We start from the raw sequence: 16,534 nt of genomic DNA, 5'->3' as shown, positions 1-16,534 counted from the left end.
GACACGGGAATAACTGCAAGGAGCATCCTTTTGAAGGACATTCCCCCCCTTTCGGTTTCCCTCACTGTGAACCGAGAATCGTCAGGACCGATCTCGCTCCGCGAATGTACATCTATCAGACTTCGATCAACAAGGGTCGATCTTTAGAGTCAGATATGGTATTTCAAGACCTCGTGTCGAGGTCATGGACGGCAAAGTCCTTGAGTGTGCCAATGTCGGTGATGCGACGGAGAGAACCTCTGGCGACTAACGTGAAGGAGTTCGGAAGGGGCTGCCGTGTTGCGGTTGAAGCTGGTGCAGCGGAATGGCCATCTTGGTGGAGGTAGCGTGTTCCGCGGCTGCGCTATTTGTCGATCTTGAAGGTGGGCGGCTGTGTTGGTGCCGCCTGGTCGCGGTGGCGCGGGCCGGGACCGGCCCCCAGGCCGCATGCCCGCCCGCTGGCCGCTACGCGGCCGGGCGGTGGCGGCGCGCAGCGCCGCCCTTGATTCTTATGAGATTAATTCGGCAATGTTTGCTGGCTGGCCGGGCCAACCGGGACGGCCCAAGTGGGCGACAGTGGCGGGCTTTCTGTTGCATCCAGAGAATCATTTACGGACACCCTTAACAGCGAGTTGAGAATCTTTGTGTTATTGCTGAGATTTCGGAACCTTATGCGGCACTTACTCGTTGGCCGGGTATCAGTCAACTCGACCGATAGGAGGGGTTGCGGGTGGCTTTACAGGGTGGTATCCCTGTTCAGCACTCCACGGCTTTCCCGTACGGCTGCTATGTCGTCGGGGAGGTCTCGCCGGTGCTCGATTTCGAGGCGAGCACCAAAGATCGTCCCGTGCCTGCGCGTGACAAGCTGACGGGCGAACTGATGTGGGCGGTCCCTGTGATGGACGGGGACCCGACGCTCAAGGCCGCCGCCAAGTCGGTGTCGGTCAAGATCCTGTCACCGGTTGAGCCGGTGATCCCTGCGGCTCCGCCGGAGATGGCGGGCCTGCCCTTCGTTCCGGTGGAGTTCGAGGCGCTTGCGGTGACGCCGTACGTGAACCCTCAAAACCGGCTGGCGTACTCGTTCAAGGCGCGCGGGATGCGCGCGGTGTCCGTGGCTGGGGCCGGTAAGGCTCGCCACGGCAAGGGGTCGGCGGAGGACGCCGGATAAGTCGCGGCCAGGTAGGGCCGGTGCGTGCGACGGGCACGCGATCAATTCACGGGTGAGAAACCCTGCCATGAGGTGTGGCCGGGGACCGCTGACGTTCGTTCAGGAGTCCCCGGCGCATCCGTCTTCTCTTCTTCCTCACGTCATCAGAGAGGGTGACTTTCTTCGTGCTACGCAAGTTGCCGGGCACGGAAGTTCAGAACGTCGTTTCGACGACTCCCGACACCTCGATCGTCTTCGCGCCCACGGTGGTCAAGACGCCCGCGATCGTCGCCATCGTTGTCTGGCTGTGGCGGCTGCTGGCTGGGCTGGTCAAAACGGTGGTGCGGCATCCCGTGGCCTGCGGCTGGGTCGCCTCGCTGGCCGGGCTCGGATGGGGGCTGGGCTGGCGCGCGGCCCTGGTCGAGGTCGTAGCGGTGGGCCTGGCCGGGTCGATGTGGGCGGCGCTGTGGCCTGCCTCGTTCCTGCGCGTGGTGGGGGCGCGCCTGCTGGCCTGGTGGCGGTTGGTGTGGGTCTACCGGCGCAAGTGGCGGTCGGTGATGGCGGTGGCCGGGCTCGGCCGTCAGATCGGCGGGCGGGTGTACCTGCCTGACCTGCGGCGGGTGGTTTGCGGTCCGTGGGCGGACCGGGTCACGGTGCGCATGCTGCGGGGGCAGACGGATCAGGAGTGGGCCGATCGGCTCGCGAACATCGCGCACGGCTTCGGGGCGGGGTCCTGCGCGGTGTCGGTTCTGCGGCCGGGCTGGGTGGTGCTGACGCTGCCGCGCCGTGACCCTCTGGCGCGTGTGGTGCGGGCGCGTCCCATGCCTGCGACGGCGAGCGTGGGGCCGGTGGAGATCGGCGTCTGTGAGGACGGGTCACGGTACCGGCTGCGGGTGCATGGCACGCATGTTCTGATCGCGGGCGCGACGGGGGCGGGTAAGGGCTCGTGGTTGTGGTCGGCGGTGCGGGGGCTGCTGCCCGCGCAGCGTGCGGGCCTGGTGGAGCTGTGGGCGCTGGACCCCAAACGGATGGAGCTGTCGTACGGGCGGGCGGTGTTCAACGCATACGCGGCGACGCCGGAGGACTGCGCGGAGCTGCTGGAGCACGCGGTCGCGGTGATGCAGGAACGGGCGGACCGGTATGCCGGGGTGCGGCGTGATCACGTCCCCACGGTGCGGGACCCGTTTCTACTGGTGATCGTCGATGAGGTGGCGTTCTTGACCGCCTACCAGTCGGATCGGGGTCTCAAGCAGCGGACCATGGCGGCGCTGGCAACGCTGACCACGCAGGGGCGGGCGGTCGGTGTCGGGGTGATGGCGGCGTTGCAGGACCCGCGCAAAGACGTGCTGTCGATCCGGAACCTGTTCCCGGATCGGGTAGCGCTGCGGCTGGACGAGCCGGACCAGGTGGACATGGTTCTCGGCGACGGCGCGCGGGATCGGGGCGCGCTGGCGGATCAGATCGTCCGTGATCCGGCTGACCCGTCGGTCGGGGCGGGGGTGGCGTTCGTGCGGCTCGAAAACGCGCCGGATCCGGTTCGGGTGCGGGCCGCGTACGTGTCGGACGCGGACATCAGGCAGATGGTCATCTACGCGATGGAGGTTTCGTGATCCTCGCCAGGGTTCTGGAGGGGCTGGCCTGCGCTGAGTGCGAGGCGGACGGAGAGCTGTGGCACGACGCGGTGCGGGGGGTTGTGGAGTGCCGGGCCTGCGGGTACCGGACGGTGCTCGGCGGCGAGGACGGCGAGGGCTTCGGGGACGGCTACGACGGCGCGGACGGGTGGGGCTGGGAGGCGGCGGCGTATGGCGACGCGTGAGCACCTGGCGGAGCTGGCGTGCGCGGGGTGCGGGGCGGTGGATCTGTGGGCCGACCGCGAGGTCATCGAATGCCAGACGTGCGGCCGTTCTGCCTGGCTGGACTGGAGCGGCTGCGAAGACAGCTACGCGGGTGAGAACGCGGTAGACCCGGCGTTCGGTGGTGGTCGATGACCTTGCATGAGCATCTGTCCGGGCTGCGCTGTGTGGTCTGCGGTGCGCGGGATCACCTGTGGGCCGATCACGGCCGGGGCATCGTCGAGTGCCGGGAGTGCGGGCAGTCGGCGCTTCTCATGGACGCGGAGATCACGGCTGCTAGCGACGACGACCAGAGCGGCAAGCGGCAGAGCGATGACCAGGGCCGGGGGGCACGGCGAAGGGAGAGTGTGTGACGGACTCGCTGTCGCGGGCGGAGCGGGCGCGGTTGCCGCTGGCGCGGGATGTCGCCGAGCTGGTGGCCGAAGAGAACGGGGTGTGTACCCGGTCGATCGCGATGCGGGTTGTTGACACGCAGACCGGCGCGAGTCGGGTGGTGGAGATCCCTTGCGGGGCGACCTTGGAAAGCGCGTGTAAGCCGTGCGCGCGGCGGAGTCGTCAGCTTCGGATGGTGCAGTGCCGGGAGGGCTGGCATCTGGAGTCTGAGCCGGTGGCGGAGCCGGACCCGCCATCGGAACATCAAAAGTGGCTGATCGGGTGGCGGGCCTACGCGCAAGAGCAGCGGGAGCGGGCCGAACGCGAGGGGATCGCGGAGGGCGGGGACGTGGCGTTCTGGGATGCCACGATCGCCGACGTTGACGCGGAGATCTCCGCATCGGGGGTGCGGGGCAACGTCCTGGACGGTGCGGGGGTGGGTGAGCGGCGCACGCGTTCGACGCGGCGGCGGCAGGACACCCCCGATCTGCCCCGGCGGGCGATGTCGGACACGACATTGGGGCGGACGTTCATGACTCCGGAGGGGAAGACGTTCCGGCCGTCGATGTTCATCACTCTTAGCTTGATCTTTAACCTGTGCGCTGTTGTCGGGCGGTCATGGTGAGGTCTCGTTTGCTGGTCTTTCCGACGTCGTGATGGGGTGCCGGTCTGCGGTTCTTGGAGCCTGGCGGCCGGCCGGGGCCGGGCTTGCTAGGTTTCGGCGCGCTGGCGGGCAGTGCGGTGTTCGCGCGGATGTTCCGGAACCCGCGCCGGACCCGGGCGGGCGTCAACCGTCCTGGCGCGACGGGCTTCTCCCAAGGGCGGCGCAGGTCGACGGCGAGGGGGCGGGCGAGGCGTAGCTGGGTGTAGGCGGCGATGACCAGCCAGGTCCAGCGGTCGGCCGCTGCGGGGTCGCGTATCTTCGGGGCGGTCCATCCCATGGTCTGTTTGAACAGCCGGAAGGTGTGCTCGATATCGAATCTGCGCAGGAACGCCTGCCAGCGGTGGTCGACGTCGGCGGCGGTGATGCCGGTGGCCGAGGACCACAACCACACCGGCTTGGGGTCACGGTCCCCGGGAAGATGCTCCACCTGCAGCCGGATCAAGGTGCCCTCGATGATCGGGAGTTCGCCCTCGTGGTCGAGCCAACTGGTCCGGTGGGTGAGGCGGGGGTGGAGCCGGTCCCAACTACTGGAACGCGCCGTGCCGTAGCGGGTCGTGTCGGTGGTCGTGGTGTGCTGAGGTTCGGGCCACGTGGCGGGTTTGTCCAGGGCGAACTCGGGGCCGTGTTTGGGCGGGCGGCCGATGGCGCCAGGCAGCCGGGAGGGCTTGGGCAGCCGCAGGATGCGGTCGGAGCGGATCCGTCCGAGCACCTCGACGGGCAGGTCGGCCAGGACGAACGCGAGCCGGGTGACGTCGTAGCCGGCATCCATGACGATCAGGATGTCCGGGTCGCCGGCCTGCCAGTGTCCAGCTGAGACGAGACGTCCGACGACCGCGCGGAGTTGGTCGGCGGTCACCGCTGTGGCGTCGTCCGTCGGCCCCAGGCGGACCGCGTCCAGGACTGCGGTCCAGGAGGTGCGGCCCGGTTCCAGCGCCGCGACGAAGGAGTACGGCCAGCCCGGGATCAGCTGGGCCTGATTCTTGCCGCGGCCGTAGACGTGGCAGAACAGGCGTTCCGCGCTGGTCGGTGCGTCTGAGCGCAGCCAGGGGCTGACATCCACGACCAGTACGATCCGACCGTCGACGGTCTTGGGGATCGGCAGGTCGGTCAGGACGGCACGCAGCCGGTTCTCCTCGATCCGGCCGCAGTTCAGCCCGTCGTAGAGGGCGCCGTGCCCGCGCCGGTGTTCGGGCGTCAGTGTCAGATCGACTAGAGATCTGACCGCGCCGTCGGCGCACAGCAGTGCGTCGGTGAGCTCGAACAGCGCGTCTGCCCGAGCGGTCAAGCAGTCATACAGGTCGGTTCGGAACCGGGACAACACGGTCAGCGACTCGACGCGGGCGGGATCGTCTAGCAAACTCATCCTTACGGCCTTGGTTGGTGATCATGGGTGCTTCAGCAACGCACATGATCACGCCAGGGCCGCTCTGCTGTCCGGCGAACGCCAAAGGCCGCCGCCATCTCGCCCAGCCGACCGACGGGTGAGGTTAAAGATCAAGCTTAGAGCCTGTTCACAGATGCTTAAGTGCGGGTCCGTAGAGGGCAGGGCCGATCTTGTTGATGTGGCCTTGGCGTGACCATTGGGACAGCTGGACGCGGAAGCTGTTGACGTTGTCGATCCCGAGGATGGCGGCCAGCTCGGTGCCCTTCCATGCCCGCCAGGGCTGGGCAGCCAGGAGTTCGAGGACCTTGCCGCGCCGGTCGGGGCTGGTCGGCGCCGGCAGCGGTGGAGGGTCGCTCCAGCGGCCGTGGGCTGGCAGTCCTGCCAGGTCACGGGTGAGGCGGCGGGTCATGTGGTGGACGGTGGCCCACAGCACCATGGCTTCGTGATGCTCCGGTTTTCGTTCATAGCAGCGGACCAGACGGCGGTAGCGCATCAGCAAGGCGAAGGACCTCTCCACCACCCACCGGCGGGGCAGCACGACGAACCCCTTCATGTCGTCATTGCGCTTGACGATCTCGATGGTGCAGGCCAGGACTTGCTTGGCCCAGGTGACCAGCCGTCCGGCGTAGCCGCCGTCAGCCCACACCAGGCCGATGGTGGAGAACTTCTCCCGCAGCCGGGCCAGCAGCGGAGCGGCACCGTCACGGTCCTGCACTGAGGCCGCGGTGCTGATCACACAGATCAGCAGGCCGAGGGTGTCGACCGCGATATGCCGCTTCTGTCCCTTGATCTTCTTGCCGCCGTCGTACCCGCAGGCGGCCGAGCCGACGGTCTCGGCCGCCTTCACGCTCTGCGCATCGATCACCGCCGCGGTCGGCGCCTCCTTGCGGCCGGCCGCGACCCGGATCCGGCCGCGCAGCCGATCCACCAAGCTGTGCGGCATCCCCCGGGCGGACCAGCGTTCGAAAAACGCGTACACCGCCGGCCATGGCGGGAAGTCCACCGGCATAGCCCGCCACTCGATCCCGTACCTGGTCACATAGCCGATCGCGTCCAGCATCGCCCGTAGATCATGACGTGTCGGTGCACCGCCTGGGCCCTTGCGTAACCTGGCCATCACCGCCTCGGCCTCCGGCCGCAGCACCTGCCACTGCTCATCGGTCAGATCCGACGGGTACGACCGGATCCGATCCCGGCACAGGCAACCGGGCACAACACAACTGGCGCTGACGCCAGGAAACCGGTAGACAGTCATCCAAGGGCTTCTGGTGGGCGAGTGATCTAGACACTCCCTCGACTATCAGAAGCCCTCTTCTGTCTCCAGAGCCGACACGCCAACCCACCCAAACCGATCGCTAACAGGCTCTTACGTTGCCGTCGTACGGGCGGGTGCGGGATGGGGTGCCGGTCGATCCGGGCACGTATGACTACCGGCGGGCGGCTCGGGACGCGTTGCACTTCTCCAAGCTGGTGGATCGGTTCGTGCAGAACCTCCGCCGGGTGGCGGGGTTCGATGTTCAGTACTTCGCGACGGTGGAGCCGCAAAAGCGGCTTGCGCCTCACGTGCATATGGCGGCGCGGGGGACGCTGCCGCGTGCGGAGATCAGACAGATCGTCGCGGCGACGTATCACCAGGTGTGGTGGCCTGCGGCTGATCAGGTGGTGTACGAGGGTGACCACCTGCCGGTCTGGGCCGCACGTCCTGGGCGAGCGGACGGCGGGGCGTACGCGGACGGGCAGGACGGGGATTACGTCGATCCGGTCTCGGGTGAGGTGCTGCCGACGTGGGCGGATGCCCTTGACGAGCTGGACGGGGCGGAGGACGCGGAGCCGGTTCACGTGCTGCGGTTCGGGACGCAGGCTGACGTGAAGGGCGTGCTCGCTGGCAGTAAGGATGCTGACCAGTGCGTCCGCTACCTGGCGAAGTATCTGACCAAGAGTCTCGGCGGCCAGGTCGGACCGGATGAGGTGGCGCGGCGGGCGCACGCTGCCCGGCTGGTGGAGGCGTTGCGGTGGGAGCCGTGCTGTCCGGAGTGCCCGAACTGGCTGCGGTATGGGGTGCAGCCCAAGGACGCGACGCCGGGGATGGTGCCGGGCCGGTGCCGGAGGAAGGCGCACAAGCCGGAGCATCTGGGCTACTCCGGCCGCCGGGTGCTGGTCTCGCGGAAGTGGTCGAACAAGACCCTTGGCGAGCACAAGCGGGACCGGCGGGCCTGGGTGCTGGAAATGCTCGGCATCGCCGATGAGCCGACGGCCAGTGAGCCGGGCCGGTTCGAGTGGTCGCCGATCCCGGACGGTGATCCGGATCTGGGGTCGCGGGCGATGCGGACGCTGCGCGAAGTGGCGAGAGCGCAGCAGCGGCGGCGGCTCCTGCGAGAGCAACAGGCCAGAGCGGGCGATGAGTCACCACCGGGCGCGGGCTGATGGTCGGGACGGCGCAGGGTCGGCTGTCTTTCGACAACGGGGAGCGCAGCGGCCGGCGTCAATGCAAAGCACCCCAAAGGGGCCGCGTAGCGGTTGAGGCCGGTGGCGGAGCGGCAGGAAGCGCAGGCACCGGGAGGGCGCGGCGGAAGGCCCCTTTTGTACGGAATCGCTAGCGCGGCCGGGTGTGGAGGGATCAGATGGTGATGTGATCGCCGCGACAGAAGAAGCACAGGCGGCGCGGAGTCAGGGAGCGTCGGCTCGGTAACCGGAGCTACAGGAGGTGGCCCATGGGCATCGGAGGTCTTCTTCTACTGATGGTGGTCTCGCTGACGACTTATCTGGGATGCCTCTATATCCGCGACAACAAGCGCCGCAAGCGGTGAGGGCTGCGGTACCGCACAGATCGGCAATCAGAGGCGTCAGGAGGGACACATGGTCAGTGAGGCGCTTGGGTTCGGACTCGTCCTCGTCGTGGTGCTCGGGATGGTCATCCCGTTCGAGATGTGGATTCGGGACCGGCGGGACCGCAAGTGGGGCGACGCGGAAGATGATCACTGGCGGCAGCCTCGTCCGAGGATGGGGCGGCGCAGGCCGGAGCCGCGCTTTCCGATCCACGATGCTCCGCCCACCATGAAGCACCGCTACCTGATCGGCACCAATCCGGATAACGCGCAGGTCGTCTACATGTCGTGGGCGGAGGTGAAGGAGCTGGCGGCCAGAAGGTCGATGCGGCGGGATGTGTATGTGTCTCGCGAGGACGGCGACGGGATCAAGCGGTGGGTGTGGCGCAGGCGGGTGCTCCTCCGCCACTGGACGGACGCCGGGTCGGCGGGACGGTAGGGCGTCGGTAGCGGTCGGAAGGGGTCACGCGGTGGATGTCGGCTTGGTTTTGGTGTTTGTCCTGCTGCTGGCGGTCCCGGTGCTGGTCTGGCTGCATGCGCGGGGGGAGGACGGGTGGGCGGATGTGGAGCGGACGGAGTCGGGCGCGCCGATCGCTCGCCGTCACCGCTACGTGTTGACCCAGAGCGGGAGGCGGGCGAACAGGCAAGAGGTCGTCATGACCTGGTGGGAGGTCAGGGAGCTGGCGGCGGAAAAATCGGTGGGGCTCCCGGTGCATCGAGATGTGTGGGTGGCCCGCGAGACGGAGGGCGGCGCGGTGAAGCGGTGGATGTGGCGTCGGGGGAGGCTGATCCGGCATTGGACGGATCATGCGCCGCTGTGATCAGCCGTCATCGATGGTGGGGCGCGCTTGGCGGGGCGTGCCGTAGGCACCGATGAAAGACCGCTTGGGGGCGGCGAGGGTGGTCGGTGCGGCGGCTGCCACGGCGGGACCCCCGGGTCGGGTGGGCGGGATGGCAAGAGAAGGAGGCACAGAAAGCGGCGACCGTGGGGTGTGAGCAGGGGGAACGGCACGAACGCACCGACAGATCACGGCACAGCACGGGGGACGTTGAGAAGTCCCGTCAAGATCAGGAAACCGAGAGTGCGCGTCTGAGGGCGGCTGCTCGGGCTCTGGTGGCTGACTGGCCGGAGCTGGGCGCGCGGGAGCGGAACCGGCTCGGGCTGCTGCTGTCCGGGCGGGCCGCGTAGGGCAGTAGCGCCACTACCCCCGCCGGGTGGAGATACGGCGGGGGTAGTGGCGTTCTCGGGGCGAGTGTCACGCGGCGGCGGCGCGGACCGGTATGGGGTCGATGATCACTCGCTCGTTGATCGGCGGGCGCGTCTTGCGGCGGCCTCGGCCGATCGGGACGGCGGTCACGGTGGCAAGCAGGGTGATGATCTCCCTCTTACGGCCTCGGCTCAGACCGGCCCATGTGGCGGCGGTGTCGTCGCTGGTGATGAACACGGCGAGCGGGCTTTCCCCGGCGGCGGCCTTCAACTGCTCGTTGATCTCGGCGATAAGGCGGTCGGCCTCTTCGCATGTGTCCTGGAAGGTCTCCTCATCGATGCCGCCACGCGCGTACATCTTCCCGGCGTTCTTCTTGCGGGCCTCGATCGCGATCACTTCAGCGCGTAGGGCGGCCACGTCTACCGTCGCGCGCTGGGGCAACAGGTCGGCCAGGTCTGGTCGTGACAGTCGTTCGATCATGACGGTCTCGACCCATCGGTCAGTTTCTTCGGCGGGTGTGCTGCAATGTCCGCCCATGACACACCGGTAGACAGCGATCCCCTGGGAGTTGTACCGGACGGTCATGGTCGGTCCGTCGTCGCAGACGGGGCACTGCATGATCCGGCTGACGAGCCATTTCGGGGTGTTGCCTGGCCCGGTACGCCGCTTGGGGTCGGCAAACATCGCGATCAACGCTTGCCGCTCGTCCTCGGTGATGATCGCGGGTAGCGCGTTCTTGCGGATGATCTCGCCTCGGTAGACCTGGTGTCCGGCCGTGCGCGGGTGGATGAGGATCTGCTGAATCGTCTTCCTGCCCCACCCCTGCGGCTGGAGGATCTTGCCGTTACGGCGAAGCTTTCGCCCGTCCTTCTGGCTGACGGTCAACACTCCACGCTCGGCCAGCGACCTAAGGACCTGGTTCATCGGGACCCCGGCTAACAGATCGCTTTTCCACGACCTGATCTCCTCGGCTTCCTCCGGGTTGTGCTGGTTCATGTCCAGTACCGGCCGGTCCTCATACCGGCGCTCCATCGTGGGGGCCTTGGGGTTGATGCACACCGACCGAACACGGCCAGTGTCCACGCCCCACCCAAAAGGGCGGACGCCGCCGCCGTAGTCGCCGTTTCGGGCCTGGCGCTTACGCGCGACGGCTACCCGCTCGCCCTTAAGGTCGGATTCCTGCTCGGCGTTGACGGTGTCACGGATGAAGTCCGCACGCCCGGCCGCTGTCCGGAAGTTGTACTCACCGCCTCGGGCACGGGAGTACACGCGCACGTCGTAGGTGAGGGCGTGCCGGACGAAGGCGTGCGCTTGGTCCACGCGTCGATGCAACCGGGTGGCATCCCAGATGATCAGCTTGCCAACTTGGCCGTTGGACATATCGACTAACAGGCGCTCGTAATCGGGCCGGTAGGCGTCTTCGTCGCGAGCGCTGATGTCGTTGTCGCTGTAGGTGCGGGTGATCTCTCCTAACTCTTGATCGTCGGCGAAGTCCTGGTTTTCGAGGTGCTGGGAGCCAATGCCGTGCTCGGTGCCGTCGCGGTCCTGGGACTTGCGGGTGTAGTCGGCCAGCACGCGCGGGCCGTCGATGCGCTGTACCTGGATCTTGGAGATCTGCACGTTGGGCCTCCGGTAGGTCGGTCGTTTGTCCGATCTACCTCTATTTTGTGCCCTATTTAGGTAGTCGTGAAGCCCGCTTCGCCGGGCCAACGCTGCGGTCCCCGCTCCCTTCCGCTCCGCTCCCTCGATCCCCCTGAGCTCCCGAAAAAACTTCGTCTTCATCGTTGACGATGTTTTACGCCTCCCCTAATGTTGTCTCTACCGGAGACGATGTTCAACGTCTCGCGCAAGCGGGACTCCGCGCCGAGCGTGGTAGTAATGGGACCCCCAGAGGAGGCCGGACAGACAAGTTGGTGCACCATGACCGAGCATTTCCTCGGCGTTCTCGGCATCGGCGAGGCGCTGGGAGTGAGCCGGCACGCGGTGCACAAGTGGCGCTCCCGCTATCCGAGCGGTTCGAGTCACCCGTTTCCCGAGCCCGACGTCGAGGTCGACGGAGCTCCCGGCTGGCGGGCTGATCGACTGGAAGAGATCGTGCGGTGGCGCGACGGCCTGCCGGGCCGCGGCGCGGGCGGCGGCCGCCCCTCCGCCGCGCGTCAGGAGTATCTCAAGGCGGCGTCCGCACGCGGCTTCACCCGGGACGAGGCGATCCGCGCGCTTGCCACGTTCACCGACGAGTTTCCGGAGATGACCGAGCCGGAGATCTGCGCCTGGCTCATCGAGAGCTGGCGTAGCTAGCGTTTTCCGGCGACACACCCCATGCACGGAAGGCGATGCCGCATGCCCGAAATCGGCGGAAACACCGCACCGGGATTCGAAGGAGTGCGTGACGCGTTCGCGGCCAATCTGGCCGGAGACCAGGAGGTGGGCGCGGCGGTCGCCGTCTACCTGCACGGCACGAAGGTCGTCGACCTATGGGGCGGAGTCGCCGACCCCGAAACCGGCCACCCCTGGCAGCGCGACACCCTGCAGGTCGTGTTCTCCACCACCAAGGGCGTCACCGCCGCCTGCGCGCACTTGCTGGCCCAGCGGGGCGAGCTGGACCTCGACGCGCCAGTCGCCGAGTACTGGCCGGAGTTCGCCGCGAACGGGAAGGAGCACGTCCCGGTCCGCTGGCTGCTCACCCACCAGGCCGGACTGCCCGCGCTCGACCACCCGATCACACCGGCGGAGGCGATCGCCTGGCATCCCATGGTGACCGCGCTGGCCGCCCAGCGCCCCTTCTGGGAGCCGGGCACGGACCACGGTTACCACGCGCACACGTACGGCTGGCTGGTCGGGGAGGTCGTCCGCCGGGTGACCGGCCGCAGTATCGGCACATTCCTCGCCGACGAGATCGCCACGCCGCTCGGCCTGGACCTGTGGATCGGGCTGCCGAAGACCGAGCACCATCGGGTCAGCCGGATCGTCGCCGACCCGATCGACCTGGACGCACTCTCCCGGATCGACCTGGACGCCCTTCCCGAACCCGCACGCGAGGTGATGCGGGCCTACGCCGATCCCACGTCGCTGACCAGACGCTCGATGGGCGTCGTCACGCCGCCGCTCAACCACGACGACCCCGGCGAGCAGTCCGCCGAGATGCCGGCGACCAACGGCATCTGCACGGCCCGCGCGCTGGCCGGCTTCTACGCCGCGCTCATCGGCGAGGTCGACGGGCATCGCGTTCTCACGCCCGAGACCCTGGCCGCGGCGACCGCGGAACAGGTCAGTGGAATCGACCGCGTCCTGCGGGTGCCCGTCCGGATCGGCACCGGCTTCGGTCTGCCGACCCCCGACGCGTTCTGGTACAGCCCGACCGCCTTCGGGTTTCCCGGCTACGGCGGGTCGCTCGGCTTCGCCGACCCGGCGAACGGCCTCGCCTTCGGCTATGTCATGAACCGCATCCAGGAAGGCGTGCCGGACCGGAGGGCCGCCACGCTCCTCGAGGCGGTCCACCGCGCGCTCAAGGCCCGGTGAACGGCTTCGGCGGGCCGCCCCCACGGAAGTCCGCCCCTGCGGACGTTCGCCTCGCCGCCGCTCGGCGTGCCCGGCTTGGGGCGGAAAGTGGCGAACGTCACTGAAGCGACATTTAGCTACCCCTCTGGCTGAGGTAGCCGGCGGACGGGTAAGGTAACGCTGGCCTAAATAAGGGTCGCCTTACTCGATCTCGCAGGAGCGGCACAGTGTTCGCGAGCTACCTCATCGGCCTCAGAGAGGGCCTGGAAGCCACCCTCGTGGTCTCCATCCTCGTCGCCTTCCTCGTGAAGAGCGACCGCCGCGACCGTCTCCCGCTCGTGTGGGCGGGCGTTGCCGGCGCCGTCCTCCTCTCGGTCGGGTTCGGTGCGCTCCTCACGTTCACCGCCGCGCACCTGAACCAGACGCAGCAGGAGCTGTTCGACGCCATCACCTCACTCGCCGCGACCGTGTTCGTGACGTTCATGATCTTCTGGATGCGCACGGCGGCGCGGCGGATGTCCGGCGAGCTGCGCGAGAAGCTCGGCCACGCGCTGGAGCTGGGCGCCACCGCGGTCGTCGTCATGGCGTTCCTCGCGGTGGCCAGGGAGGGGCTGGAGACGGCCCTCCTGTGGTTCGCCGCCGCGCAGGGTGCCTCGGCCACCGCGAGCCCGCTGGTCGGCATCTCCCTCGGGCTGCTCACCTCCGTGGCGCTGGGCTGGGGCCTCTACAAGAGCGCGCTGCGGATCAACCTCACCACGTTCTTCACCTGGACCGGCCTGCTGCTGATCCTGGTCGCCGCGGGCATCTTCAAGTACGGCGTGCACGACCTCCAGGAGGCGGGCATCGTCCCCGGCCTGAGCACCTACGCCTTCGACATCAGCGGCGTGCTCGACCCGGGCGCCTGGTACTCCGCGCTGTTGAGCGGCATGTTCAACATCACGGCCCAGCCCACCGTGGTGGAGACCCTGGCGTGGGTGGCCTACGCCGTTCCGGTCCTCATCCTCTTCCTGCGGCCGTCGGGCCGTCCGAAGGCGACGCGTGGCCCCGCCGTACCGGCTGGTGACGCGCCGACCGTGCCCGCCTCCTGAGCGCGGGCTCCCCGCCTCCCCGACGTCCCCATCGAGCTTTCCCAGAACTGGAGTCCTCCGCATGCGCACCCCCGCCGCCGTCGCCGTGGCCGTCCTCGGCCTACTCGCCGCCGCCTGCTCCGGCACGGCCGACACGACCGCCGCCGGCGGCGCCGGCACGCCGGGGAAGATCACCGTGGCGGCCAGCGACACCGAGTGCAAGGTCGGCGCGACGGAGCTGCCCGCGGGCACCTCGACCTTCTCGATCACCAACAACGGCAGCAAGGTGACCGAGTTCTACGTCTACGCGGGCGGCGACCGCGTGATGGGCGAGGTGGAGAACATCGTGCCCGGCCTCACCCGCGAGGTCATGGTCGAGCTGCCCGCCGGCACGTACGAGGCGGCGTGCAAGCCGGGCATGGTGGGCAAGGGCATCAGGAACCCGCTGAAGGTGACCGGCGACCACAAGCCGCTGAGCGACGACGCCAAGCTCTCCGAGGCCACCGCCAGCTACAAGCGCTACATCAAGACCCAGAGCGAGACGCTGCTCACCAAGACCCAGGAGTTCGTGGACGCCGTCAAGGCCGGCGACATCGACAAGGCGAAGCAGCTCTACCCCGTCGCGCGTACGTACTGGGAGCGCATCGAGCCGGTGGCCGAGATCTTCGGCGACCTCGACCCGGCGATCGACGCCCGCGAGAACGACGTCGAGAAGGGCGAGGAGTGGACCGGCTTCCACCGCCTCGAGAAGGACCTGTGGGTGAAGAAGGACGTCAGCGAGGACGGTCCGATCGCCGACAAGCTGATGGCCGACATCAAGACCATCGTCGAGAAGGCCAACGAGGCGACGATCTCCCCGCTCCTGCTCGGCAACGGCGCCAAGGGCCTGCTCGACGAGGTCGCCACCGGCAAGATCACCGGCGAGGAGAACCGCTACGCGCACACCGACCTGTGGGACTTCGACGCCAACCTCGAGGGGTCCAAGGCCGCGGTGCAGGCGCTGCGCCCTGTGCTGGAGGAGCGCGACCCCGCGCTGGTGAAGACCCTCGACGAGAAGTTCGCCGCCGCCGAGGCCGCCCTGGAGGCGCACCGCTCCGGCGACGGCTGGAAGCTGCACACCGACCTGTCCAAGGACGACCTGAAGAAGCTGTCCGACGTGATCAACGCGCTCTCCGAGCCGATCAGCCGGATCGCCTCCACGGTGAGCAAGTGACCGCGGCAGCCGTACCGGGACGGAGCAGGCAATGAACATCAGCCGCAGGAGGCTCTTCGGGCTCGGCGCGGCGGGCGTCGCCGCCGTCGGCGCGGGCGCGGTCGCGAGCCGCGCCCTGGTCACCGGCTCGCCCGCCCCCGCGTACGCGGCGACGACGTCCGCGCCGGTGTCGTTCTACGGCGCCCACCAGGCCGGGATCGTCACCCCGGCCCAGGACCGGCTGCACTTCGTCGCCTTCGACGTGACGACGGACAAGCGCGCCGAGCTGGTCGAGCTGCTCCAGGACTGGACGTCTGCCGCCGCGCGGATGACGCAGGGCAAGGAGGCCGGGACGTTCGGCGCGGTCGGCGGCGACCGTGAGGCGCCGCCGGACGACACCGGTGAGGCCCTCGGGCTGCCCGCCTCCGGGCTGACCCTGACGATCGGCTTCGGCGCATCGCTGTTCGACAAGCGATTCGGCCTGGCCGACCGGAAGCCGGCCGCCCTGGCCGACCTGCCCGCGTTCCGCGGCGACGACCTCGTGCCGGAGATCTCCGGCGGCGACATCTGCGTGCAGGCGTGCGCGCACGACCCGCAGGTGGCGGTGCACGCGATCCGCAACCTGGCCAGGATCGGGTTCGGCAAGGTGTCGGTGCGCTACTCCCAGCTCGGCTTCGGCCGTACGTCCTCGACCTCGCGGGCCCAGGCGACCCCGCGCAACCTGATGGGCTTCAAGGACGGCACCGCCAACCTCAAGCTGGAGGACACCCAGCTCCTGCGCGAGCAGCTCTGGGCGGCGGCGGGGGACGGCCAGGGGTGGATGGACGCCGGCAGCTACCTCGTCACGCGCAAGATCCGGATGCACATCGAGACCTGGGACCGCGCGCCGCTGTCGGAGCAGGAGGTCATCTTCGGCCGCGACAAGGGCGAGGGGGCCCCGCTGACCGGCGCGAAGGAGTTCGACGAGCCCGACCTCGCCAAGAACGGCCCCGACGGGGAGCCGGTGATCGCCGACAACGCCCACGTGCGGCTGGCCCACCCCTCCGTCCACGGCGGCGCCCACCTGCTGCGGCGCGGCTACAACTACGTGGACGGCTCCGACGGCCTGGGCCGTCTCGACGCCGGGCTGTTCTTCATGGCGTACCAGCGGGACCCGCACAAGCAGTTCGTCCCGATCCAGCGGGAGCTGGCCGCCAAGGACGCGCTCAACGAGTACATCAAGCACGTCTCCAGCGGGCTGTTCGCCTGCCCGCCCGGCGTGACGGACGCCGGTGACTACTGGGGGCGCGCCCTCTTCACCTGACGCTGTCTCACCGCCTGCCCGCCCGGCATCACCGACGCCGGA

At 68.5% G+C, this 16,534-nt stretch carries 17 protein-coding genes; 14 read left to right on the top strand and 3 right to left on the bottom strand.

Annotated elements, in window-relative coordinates:
* Positions 1-790: 790 nt before the first annotated feature.
* From ACQP1V_RS16125 to ACQP1V_RS16100, 6 genes are all read left to right on the top strand, one after another.
* Complete coding sequence (locus ACQP1V_RS16125; protein ID WP_433423596.1) at positions 791-1,147, top strand: plasmid replication, integration and excision activator; 357 nt, start codon at positions 791-793, stop codon at positions 1,145-1,147.
* Between the two features lie 164 nt (positions 1,148-1,311).
* A complete protein-coding gene (locus ACQP1V_RS16120) occupies positions 1,312-2,736 on the top strand; it encodes an FtsK/SpoIIIE domain-containing protein (protein WP_433423594.1) in 1,425 nt (474 codons plus the stop codon).
* Entirely contained in the window at positions 2,733-2,942 is a 210-nt protein-coding gene (locus tag ACQP1V_RS16115) for a hypothetical protein (protein WP_433423592.1), read from the top strand. Before ACQP1V_RS16120 ends, ACQP1V_RS16115 begins: the two co-directional genes overlap by 4 nt.
* Positions 2,929-3,114: a hypothetical protein gene (locus ACQP1V_RS16110; RefSeq protein WP_433423589.1), complete on the top strand. Its 186-nt coding sequence runs from the start codon at positions 2,929-2,931 to the stop codon at positions 3,112-3,114. Before ACQP1V_RS16115 ends, ACQP1V_RS16110 begins: the two co-directional genes overlap by 14 nt.
* Complete coding sequence (locus tag ACQP1V_RS16105; protein ID WP_433423587.1) at positions 3,111-3,332, top strand: hypothetical protein; 222 nt, start codon at positions 3,111-3,113, stop codon at positions 3,330-3,332. The genes ACQP1V_RS16110 and ACQP1V_RS16105 overlap by 4 nt, the downstream gene beginning before the upstream one ends.
* Positions 3,329-3,976: a replication initiator gene (locus ACQP1V_RS16100; protein WP_433423584.1), complete on the top strand. Its 648-nt coding sequence runs from the start codon at positions 3,329-3,331 to the stop codon at positions 3,974-3,976. The genes ACQP1V_RS16105 and ACQP1V_RS16100 overlap by 4 nt, the downstream gene beginning before the upstream one ends.
* Here ACQP1V_RS16100 and ACQP1V_RS16095 read toward each other — a convergent pair.
* Positions 3,942-5,378, bottom strand: coding sequence for an NF041680 family putative transposase (locus tag ACQP1V_RS16095; RefSeq protein WP_433415262.1), 1,437 nt, complete (start codon positions 5,376-5,378; stop codon positions 3,942-3,944). The genes ACQP1V_RS16100 and ACQP1V_RS16095 overlap by 35 nt on opposite strands.
* Before the next feature lie 148 nt (positions 5,379-5,526).
* Complete coding sequence (locus ACQP1V_RS16090; RefSeq protein ID WP_433412213.1) at positions 5,527-6,654, bottom strand: IS5 family transposase; 1,128 nt, start codon at positions 6,652-6,654, stop codon at positions 5,527-5,529.
* Between the two features lie 116 nt (positions 6,655-6,770).
* Between ACQP1V_RS16090 and ACQP1V_RS16085 the strand changes: the two genes are divergently transcribed.
* The 3 genes from ACQP1V_RS16085 (at position 6,771) to ACQP1V_RS16075 (ending at position 9,045) form a co-directional block, all read left to right on the top strand.
* Positions 6,771-7,823, top strand: a complete 1,053-nt coding sequence (locus ACQP1V_RS16085; protein WP_433423581.1) for a replication initiator — start codon at positions 6,771-6,773, stop codon at positions 7,821-7,823.
* A gap of 432 nt (positions 7,824-8,255) precedes the next feature.
* Positions 8,256-8,663: a hypothetical protein gene (locus ACQP1V_RS16080; RefSeq protein ID WP_433423579.1), complete on the top strand. Its 408-nt coding sequence runs from the start codon at positions 8,256-8,258 to the stop codon at positions 8,661-8,663.
* Between the two features lie 31 nt (positions 8,664-8,694).
* Positions 8,695-9,045, top strand: a complete 351-nt coding sequence (locus ACQP1V_RS16075; RefSeq protein ID WP_433423576.1) for a hypothetical protein — start codon at positions 8,695-8,697, stop codon at positions 9,043-9,045.
* A 435-nt stretch (positions 9,046-9,480) separates the two neighbouring features.
* Here the strand turns inward: ACQP1V_RS16075 and ACQP1V_RS16070 are convergent, their stop codons facing one another.
* On the bottom strand, positions 9,481-11,052 hold the full coding sequence (locus ACQP1V_RS16070; protein ID WP_433423573.1) for a recombinase family protein: 1,572 nt from the start codon (positions 11,050-11,052) through the stop codon (positions 9,481-9,483).
* A 300-nt stretch (positions 11,053-11,352) separates the two neighbouring features.
* Between ACQP1V_RS16070 and ACQP1V_RS16065 the strand changes: the two genes are divergently transcribed.
* From ACQP1V_RS16065 to efeB, 5 genes are all read left to right on the top strand, one after another.
* The gene (locus ACQP1V_RS16065; protein ID WP_067132146.1) at positions 11,353-11,730 is read left to right on the top strand and encodes a hypothetical protein; all 378 of its coding nucleotides are present in this window, start codon (positions 11,353-11,355) and stop codon (positions 11,728-11,730) included.
* Between the two features lie 42 nt (positions 11,731-11,772).
* Positions 11,773-12,951 carry a serine hydrolase domain-containing protein gene (locus ACQP1V_RS16060; protein ID WP_433423570.1) on the top strand — a complete coding sequence of 393 codons (1,179 nt, stop codon included), beginning with the start codon at positions 11,773-11,775 and terminating at the stop codon, positions 12,949-12,951.
* Positions 12,952-13,157: 206 nt separating this feature from the next.
* Positions 13,158-14,018, top strand: coding sequence for an iron uptake transporter permease EfeU (efeU, locus tag ACQP1V_RS16055; RefSeq protein WP_433423567.1), 861 nt, complete (start codon positions 13,158-13,160; stop codon positions 14,016-14,018).
* Between the two features lie 61 nt (positions 14,019-14,079).
* Positions 14,080-15,210: an iron uptake system protein EfeO gene (gene efeO, locus ACQP1V_RS16050; RefSeq protein ID WP_433423564.1), complete on the top strand. Its 1,131-nt coding sequence runs from the start codon at positions 14,080-14,082 to the stop codon at positions 15,208-15,210.
* Between the two features lie 31 nt (positions 15,211-15,241).
* Entirely contained in the window at positions 15,242-16,492 is a 1,251-nt protein-coding gene (efeB, locus tag ACQP1V_RS16045; RefSeq protein WP_433423561.1) for an iron uptake transporter deferrochelatase/peroxidase subunit, read from the top strand.
* The last annotated feature ends 42 nt before the right edge of the window (positions 16,493-16,534 follow it).

It is taken from the genome of Microtetraspora malaysiensis, assembly GCF_050947145.1.
Taxonomy (GTDB): domain Bacteria; phylum Actinomycetota; class Actinomycetes; order Streptosporangiales; family Streptosporangiaceae; genus Microtetraspora_A; species Microtetraspora_A malaysiensis.
The sequence above is the reverse complement of the archived record's forward strand: the minus strand, read 5'-3'. Positions and strand labels throughout refer to the sequence as shown.

What these genes read in the sequence shown, in the direction of transcription:
- ACQP1V_RS16065 (WP_067132146.1), top strand. Translation starts at nt 11,353, where the DNA reads ATGACCGAGCATTTCCTCGGCGTTCTCGGCATCGGCGAGGCGCTGGGA.
- ACQP1V_RS16110 (WP_433423589.1), top strand. Translation starts at nt 2,929, where the DNA reads ATGGCGACGCGTGAGCACCTGGCGGAGCTGGCGTGCGCGGGGTGCGGG.
- efeB (WP_433423561.1), top strand. Translation starts at nt 15,242, where the DNA reads ATGAACATCAGCCGCAGGAGGCTCTTCGGGCTCGGCGCGGCGGGCGTC.
- ACQP1V_RS16105 (WP_433423587.1), top strand. Translation starts at nt 3,111, where the DNA reads ATGACCTTGCATGAGCATCTGTCCGGGCTGCGCTGTGTGGTCTGCGGT.
- ACQP1V_RS16090 (WP_433412213.1), bottom strand. Translation starts at nt 6,654, where the DNA reads ATGACTGTCTACCGGTTTCCTGGCGTCAGCGCCAGTTGTGTTGTGCCC.
- efeO (WP_433423564.1), top strand. Translation starts at nt 14,080, where the DNA reads ATGCGCACCCCCGCCGCCGTCGCCGTGGCCGTCCTCGGCCTACTCGCC.
- ACQP1V_RS16080 (WP_433423579.1), top strand. Translation starts at nt 8,256, where the DNA reads ATGGTCAGTGAGGCGCTTGGGTTCGGACTCGTCCTCGTCGTGGTGCTC.
- ACQP1V_RS16095 (WP_433415262.1), bottom strand. Translation starts at nt 5,378, where the DNA reads ATGAGTTTGCTAGACGATCCCGCCCGCGTCGAGTCGCTGACCGTGTTG.
- ACQP1V_RS16060 (WP_433423570.1), top strand. Translation starts at nt 11,773, where the DNA reads ATGCCCGAAATCGGCGGAAACACCGCACCGGGATTCGAAGGAGTGCGT.